This is a genomic window from Acinetobacter sp. YH16042 (assembly GCF_013417245.1).
Taxonomy (GTDB): Bacteria; Pseudomonadota; Gammaproteobacteria; order Pseudomonadales; family Moraxellaceae; genus Acinetobacter; species Acinetobacter amyesii.
In genome coordinates this window covers 1-1,486 of the sequence record NZ_VPEJ01000113.1, presented here as the reverse complement: position 1 = coordinate 1,486, position 1,486 = coordinate 1, and the positions used below count along the sequence as shown (strand labels likewise).

1 pseudogene is annotated in these 1,486 nt (G+C 39.6%); it reads left to right on the top strand.

Annotated features, from left to right (window positions below):
- Positions 1–48: 48 nt before the first annotated feature.
- Positions 49–1,486, top strand: a pseudogene (locus FTV37_RS17385) (mobilization protein); the annotation flags it as partial.

Here is a 1,486-nt window from a genome sequence, read left to right as displayed (position 1 = left end):
TACTTCAACACAAAGTACCAGTGGTCACGCCCCGATGATCTGCTTTTGATGAAAACGACACAAGAGCCAAACTATGTCGCAAAACTCAACGCTCAAGCTAAAAATATTTTTACAGGTCAAGATCTTGAGGCGCTTACAAAAAAGCAGTTTGGCAAGCTCGTTGATAACTACGTACAAACATTTTTAAGGACTCTGACAGTAAAAAACAGAGCAGATATTGTCCAGTGTATTGAGCAACTGGAAGGAATCGCATCGGTCAAACAAAGTAAAGAATACTTAACTGCCACTTTGAAAAGTGGCAAAAGACATCGACTTAGAGGCGACTTTTATCATGAACAATTCGAAATTAACGCTTATTCAGAGCATCTCAGAGCAGCAGCAGAAAGCCGACCAACTGCAAGTGAGCTTGCAGCAGCTCTCACAGACGCTGAGCAACTTCGAGCAACTTATAGAGCAAAGCGAGAAGCCTATAATCAACAACACCACGCTTTTACGCAAAGTACAGCAGACGACAACAACCATAGAATCGCACCTAAGCTCGATTTTGACCGAGCTAGGGTTTCTATCACCCCAAGCAATAAAAACGCTAACAGCGAGCTATACGGAGCAAATAGAGGCACTTCAAAAAAAACTAGCGAATATAGATATTACGGAAATATCAAAAGTGAAATCGAGCATAGATTCGTTTTCAACCTCAATTCAGGCTCTACAGAACCACATCAACAGCCAGTTGCAGAGCCTTTCAATCGACAAGCAGAGTCTACAAAAGAGCATACAAACCCAAGTACAGCAAGCGATAGCGAACCAAAGCGTACAGATCGAGAGCGAAATACAAACACTGATTTCAGAAAAGCTAAGCAATCAGAGATCGAAATACATTCTTTGGGGGGTAATCAGCTTTGGAATACTGAGTCTTTTAATGAGTTTTTATCTGAGCTATCAAGCCAGCATGAATCTAAAGACCATCGAAGCACAAGAACAAATAATTCAGCAGAACAGTCAGCAAATCAGAAATCAAATCAAAATGTTGGAAATCCAACGGAGGTAAGCAATGCAGACAGAAATCGACCACTTCTTAACAGAGCAAAACAACTTGTTATCAGAACAAAACAGCTTATTGATTCAACAAATCAATTCATTAAAAACAATCTTGAGCGAATACAGCGAAGTAGAGCAGAGCTTAAAAACTCAACTCAAACAACAGCAAACCTTGATTTCAGCACAACAATCCGAAATAGCCAAAATCGAACAGGGGAGTTTTTCCGAGCAGTTACAGCAAGCATTTCAAGAAAACTTGAAAATCCAATTGAGTCAGCAATTAACCAAATCATTGAGTCAACTGGATTTAAAAATCATTGTCAGCAACTTAGTAACAGCAAATTTAGAACCGATTCAAACAACAATCAGCACACAACAATCAGACATCGAGAGAGCACTCTCGAAAATCTTGCAATTGAAAGTACCCAACAACTTTTACGAAGATTTG